Source organism: Paremcibacter congregatus (assembly GCF_006385135.1).
GTDB classification, from domain to species: Bacteria; Pseudomonadota; Alphaproteobacteria; order Sphingomonadales; family Emcibacteraceae; genus Paremcibacter; species Paremcibacter congregatus.
On record NZ_CP041025.1, the window covers coordinates 893,626 to 911,472 of the forward strand.

The window sequence follows — 17,847 nt, forward strand, 5'->3', positions numbered from 1 at the left end:
AAGGGACAGGGCAGCAAAAAAATAAGGCCCCCCAGTTTCCTGAGCGGCCTTGATTGCAAAGAGGTCATTTAGGGGTTAGTTGGTAACGTGAATATTTCCGCTATTTTCATCAACAATGGCAGTCGCGACTTTTCTGGTGCCGCGTTTGATGCTGACCTTCCAGGTGTCACCGTCCTTTTCGATGGTGCGGGCTTCCAGGCCTTCGCCGCTATATTTACGTTTCAGAAGAGTTTCCACCAGTTTCTTGGCGTTCTGTTTTGAAACATTGCGTTCGATTTCAGCAGAAGACATTGTTGTGTGCTCTGTTGAGATATCATGGGCGAATGCGGCTGATCCGAAAGTTGTGGCAAGAGCGATGATGGCTGTGGCTGTGATGGCTTTATATGTTGTGGCTTTGGTCATTGTTTTATTCCTGTCTGTTTTTGTAATGTGTGTGTATTCAAGTGACTGATGAATTTGTTATACCTGCTATTGAGGTGACGAGAAACAGCAATGCGGTAAAACAAAACAGGTTTGCGGTGAATGGTAAGTAAGTGTGATGAAAGGATATTATTCTGCGACGAATGGTATATTATTGCGATTTAGTGACGATGGAATTTCTTTCGCGGAAGAAAATTAAGGGCCGCAGAATGAGTCCGCGGCCCTGAAGTTAAAACAACATATCAGTTGGTTTCGATATGGATATTTCCGGTTTTTGTATCGACTTTGGCGGTGGCAACTTTTCTAATGTCCCGCCAGATTTTGACTTTCCAGACGTCCCCATCCTTATGTATGCCTCTGGCTTGCAGACTTTCTCCGTTATACTCGCGTCGAAGAAGGTCTTTCACCAGTTTCTTGGCATTCTGTTTTGAAACGATACGTTCCGTTGTATAGGAAGGCACGCCATCATTACAGACCGCCGTGTCATGGGCGATTGCCTTTGTACTGGCCGTCAAGGTGAAACCGGTTACTAATGCGGCTGTGATAATTTTACATGTTGTGGCTGTATGTATCATAATCCTGGTCCTGAAGTAATAGGTAAGTAATCGGGTGGCTACTCTCCCCTATTTTATCCGACGAAAGCCGGTCAAATAACGTCTATGCGATGAAATGTAAATGAGTTGAGATAAAGATTAAGTATTTGTAATAAAACACTTAATATTCAATTCAGGGCGTGTCATTTTAGGAGGGGGCGGTATGAATTATGCCACTCTATGATACATCATATGAAGAGGTGAGTCGGGTGTTCAGTACGCCGGTTTCTGGGGCAGGTTTTTGCTGTCTACCGGGGTGCCGATCAGGCGGGGGCGGCGCAGGGCTTTTCGTGTTTTTATTTTTGAACCGGTGGCGTAAATCTGCTTTTCCGCCTCCAGGATCAGGGTGCCGGACAGATGCGGCCACCATCTCTGGCCGGTGCGCTCCAGCCCCGACATCAGCGACAGCAGGCTGCGGTTAGAGAAGGCCGGCAGATGCAGGGCCGTACGATTGCGGGTCGGGGTCAGCATATTGTCGTTGAGCAATTGCCGGATCTGCAGGGTGGAAAAGGGCTTGCCGTGACCAAAGGGGGTATGGTCGTTGCGGGACCAGAATCCCACCCGGTTGGGGACGATGACAATCACCCGGCCACCGGGGGCGAGACAGCGCCAGACCTCGCGCAGCAGGGCGCGGCTTTTTTCCGTATGTTCCAGAATATGCACCATCAGGATGCGGTCAATGGCGGCGTCGCGGATCGGCAGCTGTCCTTCATGGGCCAGCACCGTCAGGTTGCCGTTATAATGGTAGGGATGATCACGCCGGTCCTGATGTTTGTTGAGATTGCCATTATGGCGCGGCCAGCGCATGACCCCCTGGGCGGCGGGCATGATATTGGCCACATGCTGGGCCCGGTTGCGATAGACATCGAGATACGGGGTGGCATAGCCGAGCCCCATAACATCGATTCCGGCCATATCCGGCCACAGGTCGGTAATCTGCCGCCGGATCAAGCGCGCGGTGATGCGCCCCAACGGAGATTCGTAGAAAGCCTTCAGCTCAACCACATCCTGATACATTCTGCCGCCTTTAATTGCCCCTTGTCAGGTAGAATAGCCAAAATCCCTTACGCAGGGAAGGGGGAATGTTGGGGGGCAAGTTGCAAACCTATTGAGATTTGGCAGGAGGTCGCTTCATCATAGGCAAGCTGGGTGATCGTCACCGTAATCCATTAAGCTGGTGCTTGTGGTGCGTGCGAGTAGCACTTTTAGGATTGACCCGACACATAAACACAACTATAAGATTCACATCATTAATTTTCTAATCGCTATACGTTTCAATTTTTTGTGATTTGAGCAAAATATGGAGACAACGTATGTTCGAAGAATATGAAGGATTTCCAGTAGCTTCTACCGCAGACGAATGGGCAGCGTTACTCAAAGATAAGAACATCAAGGTTGTTCGATGTGAAGCAGATTGGAAAGCTTCTTTTGAATGCGACCCGTCTGGCCGACATCCTCTGGCAAAATGCACAGCAAAAGCCATCGAAGAATTCACCCGAACACTCGTATTTAACAATGGCGGACTGGCACATGCAAATTACCGGAGTCTGCGAAATTCATTGACCCTTGCAAGATTTGATCAGTTAGGGGCTATGTTTGGCATATCCCCGGGCCTGATGCTTGATTATAATAATAAGGAGTGTGCGAAGCGCGCGACTTGTAGCTCGTCAATCACGGATATCTGCACCAGTAATTGTTAAGCTATCGGGGGGACCCTATGCACAATGCGCCCCAGCGGGAATTGGTAGAAAGCCTTGAGCTCACCACGTCCTGATAGACTTTACCGCCTTTAATTGTCCCTTACCGGGTAGAATAGTCAAAATCATCTTGGCAGGGAAGGGGGAATGTTTGGGGGGCGCGTTCTGCCGGGCGTCCGGCGGAAAAATCGGATGGAAAAATTCTAGGGGTGAAGATCATGCGTCATAATGACTGCGGATCGCCTTGACGCTCAACAGCAACGTCATCGGGTCAACGGGCGAGACCTGAAAGGCGAAATGCAGATAAAACCGCTTCGCCTCGTCGGACAGCGCATGCACCAGCAGTGCCTTGACCCCGACAATCCGGGATACTTTCAGCGTGCGCAGCATGGCGTCCTTCAGCAGGGCGGCCCCCAGTTTCCGGTCCTGATACGCCCGGTCGATGGCCAGCCTGCCCAGCACCATGACCGGGATCGGGTCCGGCATGTTTCTTGATAGAGATCCCGGCGTGCCCAACCGCGCGATGCTACCGCTGGACAGGGCGTAATAGCCGATCACACGTTGACCGTCGCACACCACATAGCTATGGCTGGCGTCCTGCGTTTGATTTTTGAGCGCCCGTTTCTGCAGCCACTCATTCAAGGTGTCATGGCCACAGTCAAACAAGGCGGTCTCATGATCTGCCGTCATGATCTGCGGCGGTGTTATTTTTCCCAAGGCGACGGCCCGGTCAGTAATTTCCGCAACCGGTCATGCTCTTCCACCGGGGCGTTGAGCACCTCCTGCAGGGCCTGAAAGGCGTCGTCCTCCAGAGAGAAGATGCGCTGATCCAGCAGGACATTCTCCGCCTCACGGCAGGCAACGGACATGATAAAGCTGCTCCGGTCGGTATGAAGCATGGCGGCGGCCCGGGTCACCAGATCATGCTGGGCGGGCTCCACCCGCATATTGATGGCGGCTGTTTTGGACATGAAGTGTCTCCTGTATATCTAATGACTATACGATAACGTATATTTGAGCGATATACAAGGAGAATTCTAATCGTCCGGGCATACAGGAAATAGCCAACCCTCAGGTGACCCTCGCTTCCGCAGCGTGATGATCGTCACAGGGGGAGAATAAAGTAAACTGTCACCGTAATTCCAGGACGCCGATCCGGGGTCCATTTTGATATCATGCGCCTTTTCACGTGACTTGCGATCCTCTTGATATGAGCATGGATTCGGGATCGCGCTTTGCTTGTCCGGAATGACAAGGGAGGGACATGCGCGCTCGTTGTTCAGATGGGGCAGCATTATCATCGGCAAACTGGATGATCGTAGAAAGGGGAGAATAAAGTAAACTGGCACCGTAATTCCAGATCTATTTGTCGTCAATTTCGCGCTACCGGCATTTGTCACCCCATTCTATCAATAATTTTTCATGTAAAAAAGATTTCAATCGCTCATCAATTTTCCGCCATTCCGGCAGCAATGCTTTGTCAAACCCTGACTCAATGCGAATTCCGCCTGCGACTTCGCTATACATTTTGCAAAAAGCGTGATTATTTGAAACCACCCGTTTTCGGGTGCATTCAATAAAAACACTGTCCACATAGCCACTATCGGCAATATATTTGTAAAATTCCTCATTACGGAAATCATTTGACGCCGGTAGTTTATACCGGGCAAGACCATATACACTGCCATCGGCGATATCAAATCCGCTAAAATGGTTATAAGCCTCTGGCCCGAACATACCTTCATTGAAGCCAGGCAATGTTTGTCTAATGCTAACCGACATATGTACGCCTTTGATGATTTGCGCACCCTGCAACCGCGGCTCTAGCGTCTGATAATGTGCCAAAAAACTAAATCCCCCGCCTTTATGCATCTTTTTTTGCCGCCCCTTGGCTGCATAATATTCCGCCGGAATGCCCAATATGTGCCCATTGGAAAATTCAAAACAATCCAGCGAAGGATCGAACGTTTCAAAATGACGTTCATAAATATCTGTCGCCCACTGGATCAGTTTGCGACGGTCGCGTACATCCGCATAGGTGAGATAACTGGCAATTATCAGGCTGATCACCCCAAAGCCAATAAGCTTCCTCATCCCCCCAACTCCATCACCTTACGCTGACCTGTGGCGGGGTCGGTATGGTGGAATTTGAACTTTTTGTTTAGAATTATACTTGGTCTATTTGGTAGGAGAGTAAGTTTAGTCATATTGAATCCCCCTTCATTTCCTACTTTTTCAGCCTAACACCTACCCCTGCCCCATTTTCCGGGATGAATTCGATACCAGCCGCCTCCAAGGTCAGCTTTAGCACAACAAGCGTACCTTTTTGCGGCATGGTTTTTTCGTTCTCAAAGTTACGGATCGTCACGCTGGTGATTTCAGACTCACTAGCAAGGTCCTTTTGAGACCATTTGAGAAGGCCGCGAGCCCCACGACATTGAGCAGGTTTTATCATAGGCAAAAAGTTAGCTTTCCTTTTCAAAAATAGCAAAGTCTTTCTATTTTTGCTTGATAAATAGTTTCTTTTAAGGTATTATTCTTTTCTTTTAGAAAAGTATTTTGTTTTCACCTGTATCTTACTAATCGGACCATGAAGGTGCGCGAACACCCGCATGGCCCTGACCACACCAACCTATCAAGGAGGCTGACATGGCTAGCCAATGTCTTAGCACAGATGATCTGTGCTTGTTAACCAGCAACTTACCCACCCGTGTAAAATTTCCGGATATTTCCCTCTATCGTCCCACAGAGTTCTGGATTCCCGCCTGCGCGGGAATGACGACTGGGTGTGAAGGGGAAAGCGCATGAAATTCTCCCTCGCCCATCTGCCGCAGCAGATCCAGACGGACCTCAGGCATATCGCCGATTTTCTGGTTCGGCGGGCCGTCCCCACCCAAGACCCCCGTGATCGCTACACCCCGAGCCGCATCCGCCATATCATCCTGCACGGCTGCTTCACCGAGGATCACTGGACTCCGGACAGCAAGTTGCGCCCCGGCGAGAGCGCCTATAGCTATAACCTGATGGTCATCATCTCGGCCCACCTGGGTGATATTCTGCCCTCTCTGGAAAATGCCGTGGCGGAGCTAAACCAGTCCGGCAAGGTGGGTTTTCCCGTACGGCTGGGGTTCGCCGACACCAAGGGCCGCATTGACCGCAAATTGCGCAACGGCTATCTCGCCTATGACGAAATTCAGGTCCGGGGGACGGTGATTTATAGCCGGGGAGAGATCAGCGAAGACCTGTTTCAACGGCCCGAGCGCCCGCCGGCGGCGACGCATCTCGCCCGCGCCCAAGGCTATTATGATCACGCCTTTTCCCTCGCCCGCAGGTTTCTCGCCGGGGCGTGGTCCTATGCCGGGCGGGATCGCGGCGCGGCGGCCCTGATGCTCAATCTCGCCGCCGCCGAGGCCTATGAGGCCCTGATGGTGGTGCATATCCTGAAATATCCGCCAAGCCGCCCGCTGTCCTCTTTACGGGAACTCGCCGAAAGCCTGCATCCGGAACTGGCTCTGATCTGGACCGGGCGCAGGGCGGCCAAGAGTTTTGACCGGTTGGCCCGCGCCTTTTGTGAGGTGCGGTTCCGCCCGGATTATGCGATCACGGCGGCGGAACTGAACGTGATGTTCGGGTCTGTGGAGGATTTGCACCGCAGTGTCGCCCACATCTGCCGCCTGAAGTTTGAAACTTTAAAGACCGGAAGCCTCGCCCGGCCCCGGAAAGACGGGGGGCCGGATAAAGGGGAGGGCTGAAGAAAGATTTGGGCGGTGAATGCAGAGATTCACCGCCAATGCCCCGGTTACGAGGTCAGATATTGGCCACCGTTGATGGTCAGGGTCGAGCCGGTGATGAAGCTCGCCTTGTCGGACACCAGATAGGCCACGGCGTCCGCGATTTCCTCGGCCTCGCCCAGACGGCCCACCGGGATGCCCTTGACGATCTTCGCCAGGATATCTTCCGGCACGGCCTTGACCATTTCGGTGGCGATATAGCCGGGGGCTACCGCATTGACGGTGATGCCGTGGCGGGCGCCTTCCTGGGCCAGCGCCTTGACAAAGCCGATGGTCCCGGCCTTGGCGGCGGAATAATTGACCTGGCCGATCTGGCCTTTCTGCCCGTTGATGGAACTGATGCAGACGATGCGGCCGAATTTCGCCGCCTTCATGCTGTCGAATGTCGCCTTGCACATGTTGAAGTTGGACGTCAGGTTGGTGTCGAGCACCGCATCCCACATGTCCTTGGTCATGCGGCTAAAACCGGTGTCGCGGGTGATGCCGGCGTTATTGACAAGCACCGCCACCTCGCCGAGGTCCTTGGTGACCCGGGCAACCCCTTCGGCGCAGGCGTCAAAATCGCCCACATCCCATTTATAGACCTCAATCCCGGTGGCTTCCTTAAATTCGGCGGCGGCGGTATCATTGCCGGCGTAGGTCGCGGCGACAGCATAGCCGGCCTCTTTCAGGGCGAGAGAGATGGCGGCGCCGATACCACGGGTACCTCCGGTAACTAGTGCAACTTTAGACATCGTGTTTCCTCATATCAATTGGGCATAGGTTAGTTAAGAGGCCGTCGGGAAAGGGGCTCCCTAGGGCCGTTCGACACACATGGCGACACCCATCCCGCCCCCGATACACAGGGTGGCGAGACCTTTATGGACGTCGCGACGTTTCATTTCATGGAGCAGGGTGGTCAGCACCCGCGCGCCACTGGCGCCCAGCGGATGTCCGATGGCGATCGCGCCCCCGTTAACATTCAGCTTGTCCGCCGGAATATTCAGATCCTGACCCACGGCGCAGGCCTGGGCGGCGAAGGCTTCGTTGGCTTCGACCAGATCGACATCGTCGATGGTCCAGCCGGCTTTGGCCAGTGCCTTTTGGCTGGCGGGCACCGGGCCGATGCCCATGATGGAGGGGTCGACCCCGGCAGTGGCCCATGATTTGATGATCGCCAGCGGGTTGAGACCGCGCTTTGAAGCTTCCTCGACGCTCATCAGCATCACGGCGGCGGCGCCGTCATTGATGCCGCTGGCGTTGGCAGCGGTGACGGTGCCGTCTTTTTTAAAGGCCGGGCGCACGCCGGACAGGCTCTCGAGGGTCACGCCTTTGCGGATATATTCATCTTCGGAAACTTCAATATCGCCACGGCGGTTTTTGATGGTCACGGTGAGGATTTCGTCTTCGAATTTTCCGCTGGCCTGGGCGGCCTCGGCTTTATTCTGCGAGGTCACAGCAAAAGCATCCTGTGTATCGCGGCTGATGTCCCATTTCTCGGCGATGTTTTCGGCGGTGATGCCCATATGGGTATTGTTGAAGACATCGGTCAGGGCGTCCCAGAGCATGGTGTCCTTGAATTCGGCGGAGCCCATTTTAATGCCGCCGCGTAAATGGGCGCTGTGCTGGGCCTGGCTCATGCTTTCCTGGCCACCGGCGATGATAATATCCGCATCGCCGCAGACAATCGCCTGATAGCCGAGCGCCACAGCCCGCAGACCGGAGCCGCAGAGCTGATTGATGCCATAAGCTGTTGTTTCAATCGGCAGGCCGGCGTTGATGGACGCCTGGCGGGCGGGGTTCTGACCGGCGCCGGCTGTCAGGATCTGTCCGAGAACCACTTCTGAAATATCTTCGGGCGTAACACCGGTTTCCTGCAGTAGCCCCTTGATCACCACTTCGCCGAGATAATGGGCGGGAACAGAGCTGAGAGAGCCGTTGAAAGAGCCAACGGGGGTGCGGAGGGCAGAGACAATAGCAACTTCGGTCATGATTTATTTCCTTAAATATTTCGGTTCGAGACGACAGAGGCCGCGTGCTACCTGGCAGCAACAGCCCGTCATATTGTGTCTACTATCGCACTGCACAAAGAAAATGTAAATCAAACTTTATGACTAGACCATGACATTTCCGTGAGTCGTAAATTTTATAGGGGATTCGGAAAAATATATCAATAATTACTTTTTTAAGTGTTTTATTGCAATATTATTTCAAGTATAAAGCAAATTTTCGCCATAAAGTGTCTTTTGCATTCTGCCCGGCGACCATGCTGACATGACCGCCTTCCATCACATGATGGTCAAAGTGCGGTAATAATCTGATCAGCGCCTTCGCAGATGCGGGGGGAACGATGCGATCCCGGGTCGGGGTGATAAGGCGGCCCGGCAACCGCAGGGTCACGGGGTCGATTATTTGGCCGGCTATTTTCCACTGTTTTTCATGGGGTTGATTGTGTTTATACCATTTGATCAGGCAGTCTCTGGCCACGGGCGGCGCCAGCGGCGGAATGCGGGCGCTTTGAGGCGTTGCGGGAATGCTGTTTTCCCCATTGGCCCAGTCTTCGAGAGCGACAAAGTGCCGGGCGGCGTCGCTGTCGGGGTCAAGGGTGGCGAAATGGCGGAATTTGCGATCTGACAGGGTCGGATCGAGGGTGTAAAAAAACATCTGCATGATGTTGACCGGCGTGGGGGCGCGCAAGGCGGAAGCGGCTTCTATCTCAATAAATTTTTCTGTCAGGGCCGGTAAATGAACCGGCTGGTCGGCGTGGAAATCCCAGGGAGTCGCCATCAGGGTGAGACTGTGCAGCAGGTCTTCTTCCTGAAGGAGTTGGGCTGCGGCCAGACACAGGTTGCCGCCCATGCAATAACCGACCAAATGGATTTTCTGACCATGATGTTGATGCAAGCGGCGGATCAGCGGCATCAGGCGTTGGGTGATATATCCTTCAAGGTCAAAGGTCAATTCTTCCGGTCCCGGCAAGGTCCAGTCCAGAAGATAAGGATGCAGCCCCTGATCGGCGAGACAACGAAGGAAGCTGTGGTCTTCCTGCAAGTCAAGCACGTAGGCCGGATTGACCAGCGAAGGCACAGCAAGAACCAAAGGCGCATCGGGGGCGCTGTTTGGCGCGTAATCGCGGAGTTCGCTGCTGCCGATCGTCCCCTGTAACGGCATGACGGGAACGTTTCTGCGATAGGGATGGTTTTGATAACGGGTCATGCCGTCAAGGGTTTCTTTAAGGCGCGTCTGGGCCTGTTTCATCACTTCAATTTGAACAGTCTTCAGGTCCTGCCCGCCGAGATCGCGATGAAGGTCGGCGGCTTGTGGTTTCAGAGAGGGATGTACCTGAAGACCGCCGAGCTGAAACAGCGGCAGGGCGGCGGCGGCGGCGAGCCAGTTCTGGGTCGTGCCCGCCACATGCAGGCTCAGAGGGTGGGGGCCCCGGCCCGTCGGGTTTTTAAGTTGTACCGTGTCGTCAGTCATGCATTTCTTCCGCGTTATCTCCTTACTATAGGCAATGATACGGGAGAATAAACGACAAAATATGCCGGGGTGCAGAAACACAGGTCATACTGATTATTCCTTCATCGGAATAACGACAAAGTTCAACACATCGGCCTGTCGCACATTATCAACCACTTGCATCATGATACCGGTACTGGCATTGGGATGGGTTCTGATAACGACGGATGAATCCTCCAGCTGTGACATTCTGCGTTTCAGGTTGGGGCCGACGGCCCGGACATCTATTCGGCGTTTCGCAAACCAGATGTCATCATTATCGCTGATTTCTATGACAATACTGACTTTTTCGGTCGTGACCTTGGTGGCGTTTTCCGGAACGCTGATGTGTATGCCGCTTTCTTTCAGGAAGGAGGCGGTAACGATAAAGAAGATCAACATGATAAAGACAATATCCAGCATCGGTGTCATATCAATTTTAACATCATCTTCCTTATGGCGATAGCTATAGTCGCGCATATATCCCTCCTGTAAGTAATCCTTTCCTTATGTTAGACTGAACTATCAGTGCCGCGTTTAACCGACACAACTGAACCCTCATTATATCATAAAATATCATGCCTTGCCATGCGTGGAATTGAGGGGGGGCGCGAGGAGTGGGGGATGAATGAAGATGCAGATCCGGGGCCTGAAAACGTCAGGCGTCACAGACCTGCATCCGCCCCCAAAAGCCTCCCCAAGGGACTGCCGGTTGGTCTATTCCTTGATCGGAGAAACGATAAAGTCGTGCACTCCGGCGTCGTGTACCCGGTCGACCACCTGCATCAAGGTATCGGTCCGGGCGCCAGGGTGGGCACGCACCACCACCGAGGGATTATCAAGCTCGGACATCTTGCGTTTCAGGTTAGCGCCCACGGCGCGGATATCGATGCGCCGGGCGCCAAAGAGAACTTCATTGCTTTCACTGACCTGCAGGATCAAGCTGACCCTGTCCTTCGTCGTGGGTGGGCTGTTTTCCGGCACATTGAGCGGCAGACCGCTTTCTTTCAGGAAGGAGGCGGTGACGATAAAGAAGATCAGCATGATAAAGACAATATCCAGCATCGGCGTCATATCGATTTCCGCCTCATTATTGAGGGTGCGGGCGCTATGGTTGCGCATATCTTAGCCCTCCTCCAGCTGAAAGGTGACTTTTTCCATCACGCCGAGAACATCTACGGCGACACCGTTCAGCACCCGTGGCTTATATTTATATTTCTCCACGGCTTGGAGGGAGGGACGTTCGAAGGCGCTATGAGTGGATTCGACAATCTCTACATTCTCGACAGAACCGGTGCGGGTGACGGTGAAACGCACCACCACGTAGCCTTCGATGCCTTTTGTTTGCGGACCATTGGGATAGCGCGGGGCGAGTTTCGTGATTGGCTGCATATCACCTTCGGCAAGACCAATCATTTTCGGAGCGACAATGCCTGTGCCGGGCGGAGTGAGAGGGAAACTGCTGCCAATGGTGACGGTTGGTTTCTCGGTGGTGGTTGTCGGAGGAGGGAAATCAATGATCTCTGTTGTATTATCTATGATATCCGGCTTTCTGATCTTTTGACGCGGGGGTGCCGCCGGTTCCACCTCGCCGATAATGACTGGGCGGTGCATCGGAAGTTCAGGCTTCACCATTTGCGGCGGTTTAATTAGCAGATACATGCCGAGGAACAGGGCAAAGGTCATCAGGAGGGCGCCAAAAGCGGAGGGAAAATATCTGGTCAACATGAAGGTCTCCTATATTTATGTCATGTTATAATATTATGATTGTGGGGTGTGGGGCATCCTTGGATGGTGCGGGACGCATGGTCCGCAGCATCAGACGTTTAAGTGATGATGTGTCTTGTCGTGGTCTTAGAAAAGGCGTCGCGATCGGCCGGTAAGCACATGGGCGTTACGGGGCTGACGACAGTTATTTATTTTTGTAAACATGAACCATTACCACTATGTAATGTGATAATATAACAATATATTGACAGCTGCATTTTGTCAAGATCTATCTGCGGGCCTGCGGGCGGGTTATTTTTGACCGGGGCCTCAAAGACATTACTTATTATCCAGGGGGTCATCTTTTGTCGTATTTTCTGCCAGCCACGTCTCCAGCGCTGCCGGATCGGTGGCCCAGAGTTTGAGATTGTCCTGCCACAGGTCGAGGTAACGCCGCGCGATGTCTTCCGGTGTCGGTTCGGGGGCCGGGTGATTCTGGGGCGCGGATGTTTTGCCGTAGGGCTTATGGCGATCGGATGTGGTCATAGCATAAAAACATAAGCGGTTTGGCGTGATTTGACAGCAAAAAAGCGCTAAATTAGAATTATTTTTTGTTGCGCAGCATTTTTTCTTGCGCTCTGCAGCATTTTATCGTGAGATAACGCGCAACGGGACATAAAACAACAAAGGTTTATCAGGCGTGGCGAAAAAAAACAGCCGGGATGGCGATCGAATTATCATTAAAAAATATGCCAATCGACGGCTTTATAATACTGACAGCAGCAGCTATGTGACGCTGGACGATCTGGCGGTGATGGTCAAGGACGGTACGGATTTTGTTGTCCGTGACGCCAAGAGCGGCGAGGATATCACCCATTCTGTCCTGACGCAGATTATCTTCGAAGAGGAAAGCAAAGGGGAAACCATGCTGCCGGTGAACTTTCTGCGTCAACTGATTTCCTTCTATGGGGATGGTTTGCAGAAAGTTGTGCCGGATTATCTCGAAAGCAGCATGTCGGCTTTTGCCGAGAATCAGGAAAAATTCCGTGATTTCTTTACCGGCACGTTGCCCGGGGCTGATTTGGCGAATCCGGCCCTGAAGCCGTTCGAGGAAATGGCCCGTCAGAATATGGCGATTTTTGAGCAAACCATGTCAATGTTTTCTCCTTTCGGCGCGAGCAGGGGTGCCGCCGAAGGAAAAGCTGCCGATAAAAAGGCAGAAGAAAGTGAAGCACAACCTGAACAGGGAACTGCTTCATCTACCGGGGTAGATGGCGATCCGTTGTCCGATTTACAGGCGCAACTGGCCGCAATGCAGGATCAAATCAATAAACTGCAAAAAAATAACAAATAAACATCTATAAATTTGGAGACGGATAATGAAATTACATACAGGATTTAAATATGTCAGCATGGTCGCAGCCGTTGCGCTGCTGGCAGCCTGTAATGACGAGGCCTCAACGGATAAAACGGTGGCAGCGCCACTTGACTCCGGTGTGCTGACGGCCAATATGGATACAGGCGTCAAGCCGGGAGATGATTTCTTCGAATATGTCAACGGCACTTGGCTGAAGAATTATGTCATTCCGGAAGACAAGGCGAGTTACGGTACTTTCTATAAATTATACGAGCAGTCTCAGGATGCGGTGAAGGAAATCATCGACACATCTGCTGCAGGGCCGCAAGAGGCCGGCTCCAACGAGCAAAAGGTTGGAGGATTGTATAATTCCTACATGAATATGGAACAGCGCAACGCCACGGGCACGGCGCCTTTGATGGCGGTATTTGCCGATGTGGACGCCTTGTCGGATGACAAGGCGCTGTTTGCCTATTTCGCAACATCCATCCGGGCCGGTTTTGGGGCTCCTTTTAATTTCTATATTGACGGTGATGCCAAGGATCCGACCAAATACGCGATGTATACCAGCCAGTCCGGCCTTGGACTGCCGGATCGGGAATATTACCTGAAAGAGGATGATGAATCTGCTGATATCCGCAGCAAATATGTTGCACATATCGAGAAAATGCTGGCCCTGGCCGGGGTGGAAAATGCTGCAGAAAATGCTGCAGCAATTATGGCGCTGGAAACCAAAATTGCGACAGCTCATTGGAAGAAGGAAGATAACCGCGATACGGTCAAAACTTATAATGTTAGGGACCGGGCCGGGCTTAAGGCGATGATGCCCGACTTTGACTGGGATGGCTATTTCACCACGTTCGGCACTGCGGATCTGGAAAGCATGGTGATCGCGCAGCCGAGCTATTTCGAGGCCTTGAACGGCATTGTAACGGAAACACCACTGGATGTCTGGAAGACGTATTTCAAATGGCGGGCTCTGACCAGCATGGCGACCTACCTCAATGAAGATCTCGACAAGCAGAATTTCGATTTCTACTCGAAAACCCTGAGCGGGGTACCGAAACAGCGGCCACAGTGGAAACGGGCTGTAAGTACCGTCAATGGCCATCTTGGTGAGGTGATCGGCAAGGTTTATGTCACCAAACATTTCAAACCGGAAGCCAAGGGACGTATGCTGGAACTGGTCGGTAACCTGACACAGGCCTATGAAAACAGCATCAAGAAACTGGACTGGATGGGTGAAGAAACCAAGCTGAAGGCGCTTGAAAAACTGAACAAATTTACACCAAAAATCGGTTATCCCGATATCTGGAAAGATTATTCCAAGCTGGAAATCAAGGGCGATGACCTGTTTGGCAATATTATCCGTTCCAATAGCGTCGTTCATGATCGGGAAATCGCCAAACTCGGCGGGCCGATCCAGCGGCATCTCTGGTTTATGAATCCACAGACCGTTAACGCCTATTACAATCCTTCTATGAACGAGATTGTCTTCCCGGCCGCCATCCTGCAGCCTCCATTCTTTGGCATGTCAACGGATGACGCCGTGAATTACGGCGCGATCGGTGGTGTAATCGGTCACGAAATTGGTCACGGATTTGATGACCAGGGCAGCACCTATGACGGGGATGGGGCGCTGAAAGACTGGTGGACTGAGGCGGATAAAGCCGAATTCAAGAAACGCACCAGCGCTTTGGTGGAACAGTATAATGGTTTCAAGGTGTTTGATGACCTTAATGTCAATGGCGAGTTCACGCTCGGTGAGAATATCGGTGACCTGGGTGGCTTGAGCATCGCGATTAAAGCTTATCATCTTTCCCTGAATGGCAAGCCGGCTCCGGTGATTGACGGCCTGACCGCCGAGCAGCGAATTTTCATCGGATGGGCCCAGGCCTTTATGGGAAAAATGCGGGAGAAAACAGCGCGACAGCAAATTGCGACGGACCCACATTCTCCTGCACGTTTCCGGGTGAATGGTGTGGTGCGCAATATCCCTGAATTTTATGATGCTTTCGGCGTCAAGCCGGGAGATAAACTTTATCTGCCACCGGAAGACCGGGTTAAAATCTGGTAGCTTTCGGGCAGAAACTGAACGGAAAAGGGCGGCCTGCGGGTCGCCTTTTTTATGGCGCTTTGCGCAGGGCGCGGACCATAAAGCGGGCGGGGAGCAGGGCTTCGATCAAAGATCGAGGCAGCGGTAAGGCGTCTCCGGCGATAAATCCGCTGATGAGTTCTGCCAGTAGTGGCGCTGTCATAAAACCGCGCGCACCAAGACCACTGTTGATATACAGATGGGGATGGTAAGGGGCCACCGGGAAAGTTTTGTGGCGGGGGCCGTGATGCAAGTCGGCATAAGCCGTCTGGTAGGCAGCCATGTCGGGAACAGGACCGCATACCGGCAGGTGATCCGGGCTATAGGCGCGGATGGCGGCGCGTCCGCCAATGATGCAATCTGAGCTGAGGTGCGGGCCGGCCTCTGGCCAGAGGTCGGCGAGAGTGGCGAGGTTTTTTTCATGATCTTCAGGACGGAGAGTATTATCCAGACTGCCGCGCTGAAAAGTAGCGCCGGTGACCAGAACAGATTTTCCCGCCACTTCAACAGGGGGGACAAGATAACCCGCCCCGCAACGGGCCTGTTCGGGAGGGGATGGCAGCTTGTCGGCCTCAAGAAGACTGATCTGGCCGCGCACGGGCTCCAGCGGCAGAGTATCTGTCTGGGGATAACCTGTGGCGGCGGGTCCACTGCAAATAACGATGGCATCGGCGCTATAGGGCGTTGTCTCTGTTCCACAGGTCAAGGTCCAGTGATCGCTGTAGGATAGGGATGTAATCCGACTTTTTACGGTTCGGGGCAGGTGGGCCTCGAGCGCTTCCCTGATTTGTGGCGGGCGGAGGCTGACGCATTCTGGAAAAAGTACCGCGCCGTTCGGCCCGGCGCTGACAAAATCATGGGGAAACGGGGGATGAGAGAGGAACGAGATGAATTTTTCGTCTTCTGACGGGCGCGCGGGATATTTGTTTAATCCTCTGGATAAAACAGCGTTCGGCATATGGGCCGTGTAATAATCAAGGGCGTGAAACAGGGCGCTGCGGGAAAACTGGGCTTCTGCCGTGTCGCCTCCCGTGACCGGCGGGTCGATGATGGCGGCCGGATTACCGGAAGCCTGGCTCATGGAGGACGCCTCTGCCTCGAAGACGGTAACCTGATAGCCCCGGTTTTGTAGAGCCAGAGCCGTGGTCAGTCCGGCGATGCCCCCCCCGATGATTGCTACATGGCGGCCTTGGCTTAGCGGTTCGGGGCGGTGGTACCAAGGGGGGAGGTCAGAACTTGAGGGCCCGGTAAAGCAACCTCGCATACATTCACGTTTTGCCCCGTAACCCGGCTCTTTTTGTATTCTGAAACCGGCGTCTTCCAGGCCGCGGCGGACGAAACCAGCGGCGGTGAAGGTGGCGAGCCGGGCCTCCGGAGCGGCCAGGCGAGCGCATTGTCTAAAGATTTCGGACGTCCACATATCCTGATTACGTTTTGGCGCGAAGCCATCAAGGTAGATGGCGTCGACGGATGCTTCGAGGCCGGACAGGTTGTGGGCACTGTCGCCGATCAGCAGCAGCAAGGTCACACGCCCTCCCAGAAGGGTGAAATGATGGTAGCCTTGTGAACGCAACCCATAGACCGCAAGCAGAGCGTCCCGTTGTTCATCAAGTTCGGGCCAGGGGCTGAGGGCCCGTCGGATATCAGTAGGGGACAGTGGATGTTTTTCTGTTGCGATATAGGTCAGGCGCGCATTCTTCGGGGCGGTTTTTGCCCAGGCCTGACAGGTCATGACAAAATTAAGTCCGGTGCCAAAGCCGTTCTCCAGCAGGGTAAGATGGTCCTTGTTTCGCCATAATTCCGGGGCATGGATGCCTTGAAGGAAAACATAACGGCTTTCGTTCAGACCATTCTCGGATGAGAAGTAAATATCCCCATAGCGCCGGGAAGCCGGTGTACGGTCATCGGGCCAGTGGATGTCTTTTTGCAGCATTTGCCGGTCAAGCTCACTTTCGTTTTGCAGAGGTATGGTGTACATAAAGACCTTATTGAAAAGGAAAAACAAATGAAAAATACCAGGGTGCTGGAAAAAATGCGGTCAACAAGCAGTGGGCTTATAGGGTTTTGCCTTGTTTTGGTGGTCGGGGTGATGTCTGGAACGGTGCCTGCTGACGCGGCAAAAAAAGAAAAACGTGTCGTGCCATGTGCTCATCCGATGTTTCGCACTCTTGATTTTTGGGTTGGGGACTGGAAAGTGTTTCACAAGGAAACCGGGGAACTCGCCGCTTTTGACAGGGTTGGCCGGACTTTGAAAGGCTGCGCCATTCAACAGAGCTTTATCTCTTTGGATGATCATTTCTCCTCTCCTATGGTGCCTTTTCGCATGAATGGCAAAAGCCTGACGGCTTTTAATGGGCAGCAGTGGGTGCAGTTATGGGTAGATAATCAGGCCGGTTCCCAGGTTATCAAGGGCGGTCCGGAAGACGACAAGTTTGTTCTCAGATCAGAAGTGCCGGTTATGGGCCATGATTACAAACTGACCTGGCAGCAGCAGAAGGACGGTACAGTCCGTCATACGGCGCGGCGCAAGAAGGTTGAGGCTGAAACCTGGGATATCCTGTTCGACTTCATTTATCGTCGTAATGTGGGTAATGTCCCTTTGCCTGATGAACCGATAGAGGAAGACGACGACGTATCACAATGATGTGACTATTATTCCGGTGTATTTTATAGTTTGTTTACGTTTTCACAAGGAACGTTGTGCCATGAT

Annotated in this window: 20 protein-coding genes; 5 read left to right on the forward strand and 15 right to left on the reverse strand. The window is 52.9% G+C overall.

The window, feature by feature from the left end; all coding sequences use genetic code 11:
- Window positions 1-75: 75 nt before the first annotated feature.
- The 3 genes from FIV45_RS03845 to FIV45_RS03855 all read right to left on the reverse strand — a co-directional run bounded on the left by FIV45_RS03845 (window position 76) and on the right by FIV45_RS03855 (window position 2,030).
- Window positions 76-402: a hypothetical protein gene (locus FIV45_RS03845; protein WP_099471042.1), complete on the reverse strand. Its 327-nt coding sequence runs from the start codon at window positions 400-402 to the stop codon at window positions 76-78.
- Between the two features lie 260 nt (window positions 403-662).
- Window positions 663-995, reverse strand: coding sequence for a hypothetical protein (locus FIV45_RS03850; protein ID WP_099471043.1), 333 nt, complete (start codon window positions 993-995; stop codon window positions 663-665).
- A 231-nt stretch (window positions 996-1,226) separates the two neighbouring features.
- Window positions 1,227-2,030 (reverse strand): class I SAM-dependent methyltransferase, encoded by an 804-nt coding sequence (locus tag FIV45_RS03855; protein WP_099471044.1) that lies wholly within the window; start codon window positions 2,028-2,030, stop codon window positions 1,227-1,229.
- 296 nt (window positions 2,031-2,326) lie between these two features.
- Here FIV45_RS03855 and FIV45_RS03860 point away from each other — a divergent pair, with 296 nt between their 5' ends.
- Entirely contained in the window at window positions 2,327-2,713 is a 387-nt protein-coding gene (locus FIV45_RS03860) for a hypothetical protein (protein ID WP_099471045.1), read from the forward strand.
- 213 nt (window positions 2,714-2,926) lie between these two features.
- On the opposite strand, the gene FIV45_RS03865 is transcribed toward FIV45_RS03860, so the two are convergent.
- The 4 genes from FIV45_RS03865 to FIV45_RS03880 all read right to left on the reverse strand — a co-directional run bounded on the left by FIV45_RS03865 (window position 2,927) and on the right by FIV45_RS03880 (window position 5,165).
- The gene (locus FIV45_RS03865; protein WP_204601986.1) at window positions 2,927-3,427 is read right to left on the reverse strand and encodes a GNAT family N-acetyltransferase; all 501 of its coding nucleotides are present in this window, start codon (window positions 3,425-3,427) and stop codon (window positions 2,927-2,929) included.
- Window positions 3,415-3,681 (reverse strand): type II toxin-antitoxin system TacA family antitoxin, encoded by a 267-nt coding sequence (locus FIV45_RS03870; RefSeq protein WP_099471047.1) that lies wholly within the window; start codon window positions 3,679-3,681, stop codon window positions 3,415-3,417. The genes FIV45_RS03865 and FIV45_RS03870 overlap by 13 nt, the downstream gene beginning before the upstream one ends.
- Before the next feature lie 412 nt (window positions 3,682-4,093).
- Window positions 4,094-4,804 (reverse strand): hypothetical protein, encoded by a 711-nt coding sequence (locus FIV45_RS03875; RefSeq protein WP_099471048.1) that lies wholly within the window; start codon window positions 4,802-4,804, stop codon window positions 4,094-4,096.
- 133 nt (window positions 4,805-4,937) lie between these two features.
- A complete protein-coding gene (locus FIV45_RS03880; protein WP_099471049.1) occupies window positions 4,938-5,165 on the reverse strand; it encodes a helix-turn-helix domain-containing protein in 228 nt (75 codons plus the stop codon).
- A gap of 349 nt (window positions 5,166-5,514) precedes the next feature.
- Between FIV45_RS03880 and FIV45_RS03885 the strand changes: the two genes are divergently transcribed.
- Window positions 5,515-6,462 carry a hypothetical protein gene (locus FIV45_RS03885; protein WP_139932307.1) on the forward strand — a complete coding sequence of 316 codons (948 nt, stop codon included), beginning with the start codon at window positions 5,515-5,517 and terminating at the stop codon, window positions 6,460-6,462.
- Between the two features lie 47 nt (window positions 6,463-6,509).
- Here FIV45_RS03885 and phbB read toward each other — a convergent pair whose 3' ends face one another.
- From phbB to FIV45_RS03920, 7 genes are all read right to left on the reverse strand, one after another.
- Window positions 6,510-7,235 (reverse strand): acetoacetyl-CoA reductase, encoded by a 726-nt coding sequence (gene phbB / locus FIV45_RS03890; protein WP_099471098.1) that lies wholly within the window; start codon window positions 7,233-7,235, stop codon window positions 6,510-6,512.
- A gap of 60 nt (window positions 7,236-7,295) precedes the next feature.
- Window positions 7,296-8,471, reverse strand: coding sequence for an acetyl-CoA C-acetyltransferase (locus FIV45_RS03895; RefSeq protein ID WP_099471099.1), 1,176 nt, complete (start codon window positions 8,469-8,471; stop codon window positions 7,296-7,298).
- Between the two features lie 214 nt (window positions 8,472-8,685).
- Window positions 8,686-9,960 carry an alpha/beta fold hydrolase gene (locus FIV45_RS03900; protein ID WP_099471100.1) on the reverse strand — a complete coding sequence of 425 codons (1,275 nt, stop codon included), beginning with the start codon at window positions 9,958-9,960 and terminating at the stop codon, window positions 8,686-8,688.
- Window positions 9,961-10,053: 93 nt separating this feature from the next.
- On the reverse strand, window positions 10,054-10,458 hold the full coding sequence (locus FIV45_RS03905) for an ExbD/TolR family protein (protein WP_099471101.1): 405 nt from the start codon (window positions 10,456-10,458) through the stop codon (window positions 10,054-10,056).
- A 237-nt stretch (window positions 10,459-10,695) separates the two neighbouring features.
- On the reverse strand, window positions 10,696-11,100 hold the full coding sequence (locus tag FIV45_RS03910; RefSeq protein WP_204601992.1) for an ExbD/TolR family protein: 405 nt from the start codon (window positions 11,098-11,100) through the stop codon (window positions 10,696-10,698).
- Between the two features lie 3 nt (window positions 11,101-11,103).
- Window positions 11,104-11,706 (reverse strand): energy transducer TonB, encoded by a 603-nt coding sequence (locus tag FIV45_RS03915; RefSeq protein WP_099471102.1) that lies wholly within the window; start codon window positions 11,704-11,706, stop codon window positions 11,104-11,106.
- 318 nt (window positions 11,707-12,024) lie between these two features.
- Window positions 12,025-12,231, reverse strand: coding sequence for a hypothetical protein (locus tag FIV45_RS03920; protein WP_099471103.1), 207 nt, complete (start codon window positions 12,229-12,231; stop codon window positions 12,025-12,027).
- Between the two features lie 154 nt (window positions 12,232-12,385).
- On the opposite strand from FIV45_RS03920, the gene phaR reads away from it, so the two are divergent.
- The gene (gene phaR / locus FIV45_RS03925) at window positions 12,386-13,039 is read left to right on the forward strand and encodes a polyhydroxyalkanoate synthesis repressor PhaR (RefSeq protein WP_099471104.1); all 654 of its coding nucleotides are present in this window, start codon (window positions 12,386-12,388) and stop codon (window positions 13,037-13,039) included.
- A 25-nt stretch (window positions 13,040-13,064) separates the two neighbouring features.
- A complete protein-coding gene (locus FIV45_RS03930) occupies window positions 13,065-15,119 on the forward strand; it encodes a M13 family metallopeptidase (protein ID WP_204601993.1) in 2,055 nt (684 codons plus the stop codon).
- Window positions 15,120-15,168: 49 nt separating this feature from the next.
- Here the strand turns inward: FIV45_RS03930 and mnmC are convergent, their stop codons facing one another.
- A complete protein-coding gene (mnmC, locus tag FIV45_RS03935) occupies window positions 15,169-17,115 on the reverse strand; it encodes a bifunctional tRNA (5-methylaminomethyl-2-thiouridine)(34)-methyltransferase MnmC2/FAD-dependent 5-carboxymethylaminomethyl-2-thiouridine(34) oxidoreductase MnmC1 (RefSeq protein WP_133118513.1) in 1,947 nt (648 codons plus the stop codon).
- A 27-nt stretch (window positions 17,116-17,142) separates the two neighbouring features.
- Between mnmC and FIV45_RS03940 the strand changes: the two genes are divergently transcribed.
- Entirely contained in the window at window positions 17,143-17,781 is a 639-nt protein-coding gene (locus FIV45_RS03940; RefSeq protein ID WP_099471106.1) for a hypothetical protein, read from the forward strand.
- The last annotated feature ends 66 nt before the right edge of the window (window positions 17,782-17,847 follow it).